The organism is Sphingobium sp. C100, assembly GCF_000508185.1.
In the GTDB taxonomy this organism is placed as follows: domain Bacteria; phylum Pseudomonadota; class Alphaproteobacteria; order Sphingomonadales; family Sphingomonadaceae; genus Sphingobium.
Window position 1 is genome coordinate 1 of the sequence record NZ_AYOY01000056.1, and the last position, 5,775, is coordinate 5,775.

The 5,775-nt window shown below is 61.8% G+C and carries 6 protein-coding genes and 1 pseudogene; 3 read left to right on the forward strand and 4 right to left on the reverse strand.

The genetic code is table 11. The features are described 5' to 3' along the window. Positions 1-135 precede the first annotated feature (135 nt). Together sucC and C100_RS30045 are read right to left on the reverse strand one after the other, a co-directional pair. The gene (gene sucC, locus C100_RS30040; protein WP_024018741.1) at positions 136-1,335 is read right to left on the reverse strand and encodes an ADP-forming succinate--CoA ligase subunit beta; all 1,200 of its coding nucleotides are present in this window, start codon (positions 1,333-1,335) and stop codon (positions 136-138) included. A gap of 144 nt (positions 1,336-1,479) precedes the next feature. Then, positions 1,480-1,806 (reverse strand): hypothetical protein, encoded by a 327-nt coding sequence (locus tag C100_RS30045; protein ID WP_024018742.1) that lies wholly within the window; start codon positions 1,804-1,806, stop codon positions 1,480-1,482. Positions 1,807-1,870: 64 nt separating this feature from the next. On the opposite strand from C100_RS30045, the gene C100_RS30050 reads away from it, so the two are divergent. Further along, positions 1,871-2,269 (forward strand): low affinity iron permease family protein, encoded by a 399-nt coding sequence (locus tag C100_RS30050; RefSeq protein ID WP_024018743.1) that lies wholly within the window; start codon positions 1,871-1,873, stop codon positions 2,267-2,269. Positions 2,270-2,279: 10 nt separating this feature from the next. Here the strand turns inward: C100_RS30050 and C100_RS30055 are convergent, their stop codons facing one another. Both C100_RS30055 and nhaA read right to left on the reverse strand, forming a co-directional pair. Continuing rightward, positions 2,280-2,462, reverse strand: a complete 183-nt coding sequence (locus tag C100_RS30055; protein ID WP_024018744.1) for a hypothetical protein — start codon at positions 2,460-2,462, stop codon at positions 2,280-2,282. A 104-nt stretch (positions 2,463-2,566) separates the two neighbouring features. Next, positions 2,567-3,778 carry a Na+/H+ antiporter NhaA gene (gene nhaA, locus C100_RS30060; RefSeq protein ID WP_024018745.1) on the reverse strand — a complete coding sequence of 404 codons (1,212 nt, stop codon included), beginning with the start codon at positions 3,776-3,778 and terminating at the stop codon, positions 2,567-2,569. 89 nt (positions 3,779-3,867) lie between these two features. On the opposite strand from nhaA, the gene C100_RS30065 reads away from it, so the two are divergent. Further along, a complete protein-coding gene (locus C100_RS30065) occupies positions 3,868-5,280 on the forward strand; it encodes a glycosyl transferase family protein (protein WP_024018746.1) in 1,413 nt (470 codons plus the stop codon). After that, a pseudogene (locus C100_RS30070) lies at positions 5,277-5,775 on the forward strand (hypothetical protein); the annotation flags it as partial. The gene C100_RS30065 and the pseudogene C100_RS30070, both read left to right, overlap by 4 nt.

Sequence of the window (5,775 nt, forward strand, 5' to 3'; positions counted from 1 at the left end):
CACGGGCACAAGGATCTTCATGTCCAACATCCTTCCTTTGTTTACGCCAAGCCCGCAAATGCGGACACGGGCGCGGGCAGTCCGTTTCCGGACCACCCGCACCCTTTGGTGTCTTGGTTCAGGCGAAAAGCTGCGTCAGGCCGCCTTCCTCACTTCCGCCACGATCTTCTTGGCCGCATCGCCCAGATCGTCCGCCGGAACGATCGCCAAGCCCGAAGCGGCGAGAATGTCCTTGCCCTGCTGGACGTTGGTGCCTTCCAGACGCACCACCAGCGGCACCGACAGATCGACTTCCTTGGCAGCAGCGACGATGCCATCGGCGATGATGTCGCACTTCATGATACCGCCGAAGATGTTCACGAGGATGCCCTTCACCGCCGGGTCCTTCAGAATGATCTTGAACGCCGCGGTGACCTTCTCCTTGGAAGCGCCGCCACCGACGTCCAGGAAGTTGGCGGGGAATTCGCCGTTCAGCTTGATGATGTCCATCGTCGCCATGGCAAGGCCTGCACCGTTCACCATGCAGCCGATATTGCCGTCCAGCTTGATATAGGCGAGGTCATATTCCGAAGCCTCGACCTCGGCCGCATCTTCCTCGGTCAGGTCGCGCAATTCGGCGATGTCCTTGTGACGGAACATGGCGTTGCCGTCGAAGCCCACCTTGGCGTCGAGGACGAGGAGATTGCCCTGCTCGGTCAGAGCCAACGGATTGACTTCGATCTGCTCGGCGTCAGTGTCGAGGAACGCAGCGTAGAGCGAGGAGGCGACCTTGGCGGCCTGCTTCGCCTGATCGCCGGTCAAGCCCAGCGCTGCGGCGATCGAACGGCCGTGGTGGGGCATGAAGCCGGTGGCGGGATCAACCGCGAAGCTGTGGATCTTCTCGGGCGTCGAGTGGGCGACTTCCTCAATGTCCATGCCGCCTTCGGTCGATACGACGAAAGCGATACGGCTGGAGGCGCGATCGACCAGCAAGGCGAGGTAAAATTCCTTGGCGATGTCAGCGCCGTCGGTCACATAGAGGCGGTTGACCTGCTTGCCCGCGTCGCCGGTCTGGATGGTGACCAGCGTGTTGCCCAGCATGTCGGTCGCATGGGCTTCGACTTCATCCAGGGTGAAGGCCAGACGAACGCCGCCCTTCGCTTCGGGAGCCAGTTCCTTGAACTTGCCCTTGCCGCGGCCGCCGGCGTGGATCTGCGACTTCACGACATAGAGCGGCCCGGGCAACTTCTTGGCGGCCTCGACGGCCTCCTCGACCGAGAAGGCGGGATAGCCGGCGGCGATCGGCGCGCCATATTTCGCGAGCAATTCCTTGGCCTGATATTCGTGGATATTCATGGGCTCGCCCGTCCTTTTGCGTTGAACCTGATGTCCAGCGGCTAAGCACAGGCGGCGGAATGAGGCCAGCAAATTTCGCAAATTCACTTTGCAAAATTGCAAAACCAGGGCGCGGTCCGACGCGTATTTATTGCAAATTTTCGGCTAGAAGGCGCAGGTGAAGGCGGCCTTGCTGGTCACCGCGACAATCTCCGGATCCCGCAAGGCGCGGAGTTCGTGGAGCAAATGACTGACCGTCATCTCCCCGCTGTGAGATTTGCGGATCGCTTTTAAAGACTGGAGCTTTCTCAACTGGGTCAGGCTGAGCCGATCCACCATATGCTCCGCCATGCAACCCGCCATCCGCGGGGACAGACCCGCGTCAACAAGCCCGGCGCGCAATTGCGATTCGGGGGAAAGGCTGGCGCACGAAGCCAGAAGCGGACCGGCGATGGACAACAGGCCAAGCGAACGGATAAGAGTGGCGATCATGCGAGCGCCATGGCAACAGGCGCCTGAACGTCGGATAAACAAACGACGCGCAGGAGCCTTTGGCATGGACAGGATTTTCGCCGCCCTTTCACATCGCATCGCCAGTTGGGCAGGCCAGCCCCTGGCGTTCATCCTCGCGGCAATGGTGATCCTGCTCTGGCTGACGACAGGGCCGCTCTTCCACTATTCGGACACCTGGCAACTGATCATCAATACCGGCACCACCATCGTCACCTTTTTGATGGTGTTCCTGATCCAAAATGCGCAAAATCGCGACGGCTCCGCCATCCAGGCGAAACTGGATGAGTTGATCCGCGCGATGGAAGGCGCGCGCAACGATTTCATCGGCATCGAACATCTGACCGAAGCGGATCTGGAGCGCATCAAAGTCATTCTTGAACGGGAATGCGGCGACGACACAGCCCACCGACTGGCCATCGAACGTCTGATTGATCGCCGCTGACCGTCCAGGGTCAATGCGCGCGAAAGATCATCCGTTCATTTGCCTGACGATAGGCGTGGATGCGATCACTATAGCTGCGTGCGAGATTTTCATAAGCCGTCCGCGCTTCTCGAGATGGACTCGACTGCGCCCGGATCAGCGACATCTGCTGGCGCAGCAACAGATAGTTGACGTCCGTCTCCCTGACCATCATTGCCCTCCTCCTTCTCGTGAGTTTGGCTGAAAGGTCGAACCGCGAGTCACAAGCGGTTCGACGTGAAATCATATCATAGTCGGGCGGCTGCGCGAACCGGCTTGTTAGCTATCCAACTCCGCGCGCCGTTTGTCTGGCGCGGCCCAGCGCAACAGCGCAAAGCCCGCCAGCGCCGACAGGAACGATCCCATCAGAATTCCGCCCTTTGCTTCCTCAATCAGCAGCGCCTGCCCCGGAAAGGCCAATGCGCCGATGAACAGGCTCATGGTAAAGCCGATGCCGCAGAGTAGCGACATGCCATAGATCTGGGTCCAGCTTGCACCCGACGGCCGCTCGGCGATGTTCAACCGCACCGCCGCCCAGATCGCGCCGAAGATGCCAAGTTGTTTGCCAATGAACAGCCCCATCGCCACGCCCAGCGACAGCGGGGCCAGGAGCGCGCCGAACATTTTTGCGTTGAGCGCCAGCCCTGCGTTGACGAAGCCGAACAATGGAATGATCGCATAGGCGCTCCACGGGTGCACCGCATGTTCCAGCCGATGCAACGGACTGTCCACCGCGTCGGGCGCACCCGGTGTGCAGCGGATCGGGATGGTCATCGCGGCAAGTACGCCGGCGACGGTTGCATGGACGCCCGACAATAATGTCAGATACCAGAGCAGCGCGAAGCCGATCATATAGGGGATGAGCGTCTTCACCCCCATGCGGTTCAAGCCGTAGAGCAACGCAAGCACGGCCGCACCGCCCGCCAATGCGGCGAGGTTCATCCCCTGCGTGTAGAATAGCGCGATGATGGCCACCGCTCCCATGTCATCGACGATGGCCACGGCCGTCAGGAACAGTTTGAGCGACGCCGGCGCTCGGTCGCCGAGCAGGGCCAGCACGCCGATGGCGAAAGCGATGTCGGTCGCAGCGGGAATGGCCCAGCCATTCGTCAAATTGCTCTGTCCCGCCGTCACCGCAAGATAGACGATGGCGGGAAAGACCATCCCAGCCACCGCCGCCAGAACAGGCAGCCGTCGCCTTTCCCAGGTCGACAAGCCGCCGTCCAGAAACTCGCGCTTGATTTCCAGCCCCACCACCAGAAAGAAAATCGCCATCAATCCGTCATTGACCCACAGATGAACCGTCATCGGTCCGAGCTTGTCCGACAATGTCGGCCCCACTTCGGCATCGATCAGATCATGATAAAAATGTCCGGCCGCCGGCAGGTTCGCGAGCAGCATGGCCAGGCCTGCGGCAAGGATCAGCAATATCGCGCCGCCAGCCTCACTCGCCAGAAAATCCCTGAGAGCTGAAGAAGGACGATGCTTCATGCGCGAAAAATCCTCTATTGATAACGATATGTGGCCAAAAGGGGGTTGGAAGCCATCAGTGCTGATGGCATCCTCTCCCCTGATTAGGCATGGGGGTCAAGCCTTTGGGGGAGTGGACAGTCGCGCTTCTTGTCGCGCTGCATCATGAAGTCCTGCTCTTCGCAGCCGTCGGGCTCGCTATTGGCGGTCTTGACGATTTACTGGTCGATCTCCTGTTCTTCGCGCGGAAGGCCTGGCGGGACATCACCATCTATGGCCGTCATGAAAGAATGACGACTCCCCTGCTGCCGGCGTCGGCGCGACCGGGCAAGATCGCAATATTTGTCCCAGCCTGGCAGGAAGCGAACGTCATCGGACCCATGTTGCGCAATGCCCTGGACCGCTGGGGCGATGGTCCTTACCGTATTTTCGTCGGCACCTATCCCAATGACTTAGACACCATCGGCGCGGTTGCTGAGCTTGCTAAAGGCGAACCGCGGCTGATGCTTGGCATCAACGATCGACCTGGCCCCACCACGAAGGCGGACTGCCTCAACCTGCTCTGGCGGGCGATGCTGGCGGACGAGGCGGCCGGCGGCTTCCGCTACAAGGCGGTTCTCCTGCATGATGCGGAAGATGTCGTCCACGCCGATGAAATCCGCTTGTTTGACTTCATGATTGACCGGTTCGAAATGGTGCAATTGCCGGTGCTGCCGCTGCCGGGGCGCGGCGGCTGGCTGGCCCGCGCCATCGCCAACCATTATGGCGACGAGTTTGCGGAGAGCCATGGTAAATTCCTGACCGTGCGCGAAGCCCTGGGCGCGTCGGTCCCTTCCGCTGGCGTCGCCTGCGCGTTCGAGCGTAACACGCTTGCCGCGCTCGCGCCCGATCCCGCGAGTTGCCCGTTCGACCCGACGTCGCTGACCGAGGATTATGAGGCGGGACTGCGCATTCGCGACATGGGTGGACGCGGCGTTTTCGTGCGGATGCGCGATGCCGACGGCGAAGTGGTTGCGACGCGCGAATATTTCCCCGACTGCATTCATGCGGCGGTCAAACAAAAAGCGCGCTGGATGGTCGGCATCTCGCTGGCCGGCTGGGACCGGCTGGGCTGGCGTGGCGGACCCGCCGAATGGTGGATGCGATTGCGCGACCGCCGGGCGGCGATCGCGGCGCTGGTCCTGTTCGCCGCTTATATATCGCTGCTGCTAGGGTGCGCGCTCGCCCTGATGGGCCTGTTCGTGCCGATGCCCGCTCGCCCGCTGTCATCGACGATCATATTGCTGCTCTGGCTCAATCTTTTGCTGATGCTCTGGCGCGCCGGGATGCGCGTGCTGTTCGTGACGCGGGCCTATGGCTTGAGGGCGGGACTGGGCGCCGTGCCGCGCACCCTGATCGCCAACTATATCGCCATTCTCGCTGCCCGCAGGGCCGTCTTTCTCTACATTCGCTCCTTGTTTGGCGAGCCATTGGCATGGGACAAGACCCAACATCATTTTCCTGATCTTCAACCCCGCTCATGAAGGCAGGGACGAGCGGCCGGCCGCTGCGCTTCTTCGTGCTGCTGATGCTCGGCTGGGTCGGTGTCCGCCTGGCCGCGCAGGCGGAATTTTCACCGACGTTGCCGGTTTCGCTAATATCTGCCGGCTGGACCGCCCCGGTCGGCGCCTACCGGCCTTTCCCACAGGCATCGCCATCGGTCCGGCCTCCGTTTCGCAAGATGGCGACGCCGCCGGTTGCACAGGCGCCCCTGACCCGCAAGTCCTTGCGACGCGGCGCCATCGCAGCGCGCCCCTCCGCCATTTCCGCCGAATCCGGTGATTTTCTCGATTTCGCCCGTGCCGCCCTCGCCTTCTCCGACGGCCATGTCGCGAGCAACGAAATGAGCGCGACCGCTTCGCCCATTCCCTTTTCATCCATCCCGCTCCGGCCCCCGTCGGCGACCGGCCTCCCGATGCGTGGAAATCGCTGGCAGGCGAGCGCGTGGCTGCTGGTCCGCCCAGGCGATACCCAACCGG

Coding starts and splice junctions, on each gene's coding strand:
- sucC (WP_024018741.1), bottom strand. CDS start 1,335: ATGAATATCCACGAATATCAGGCCAAGGAATTGCTCGCGAAATATGGC.
- C100_RS30045 (WP_024018742.1), bottom strand. CDS start 1,806: ATGATCGCCACTCTTATCCGTTCGCTTGGCCTGTTGTCCATCGCCGGT.
- C100_RS30050 (WP_024018743.1), top strand. CDS start 1,871: ATGGACAGGATTTTCGCCGCCCTTTCACATCGCATCGCCAGTTGGGCA.
- C100_RS30055 (WP_024018744.1), bottom strand. CDS start 2,462: ATGATGGTCAGGGAGACGGACGTCAACTATCTGTTGCTGCGCCAGCAG.
- nhaA (WP_024018745.1), bottom strand. CDS start 3,778: ATGAAGCATCGTCCTTCTTCAGCTCTCAGGGATTTTCTGGCGAGTGAG.
- C100_RS30065 (WP_024018746.1), top strand. CDS start 3,868: ATGGGGGTCAAGCCTTTGGGGGAGTGGACAGTCGCGCTTCTTGTCGCG.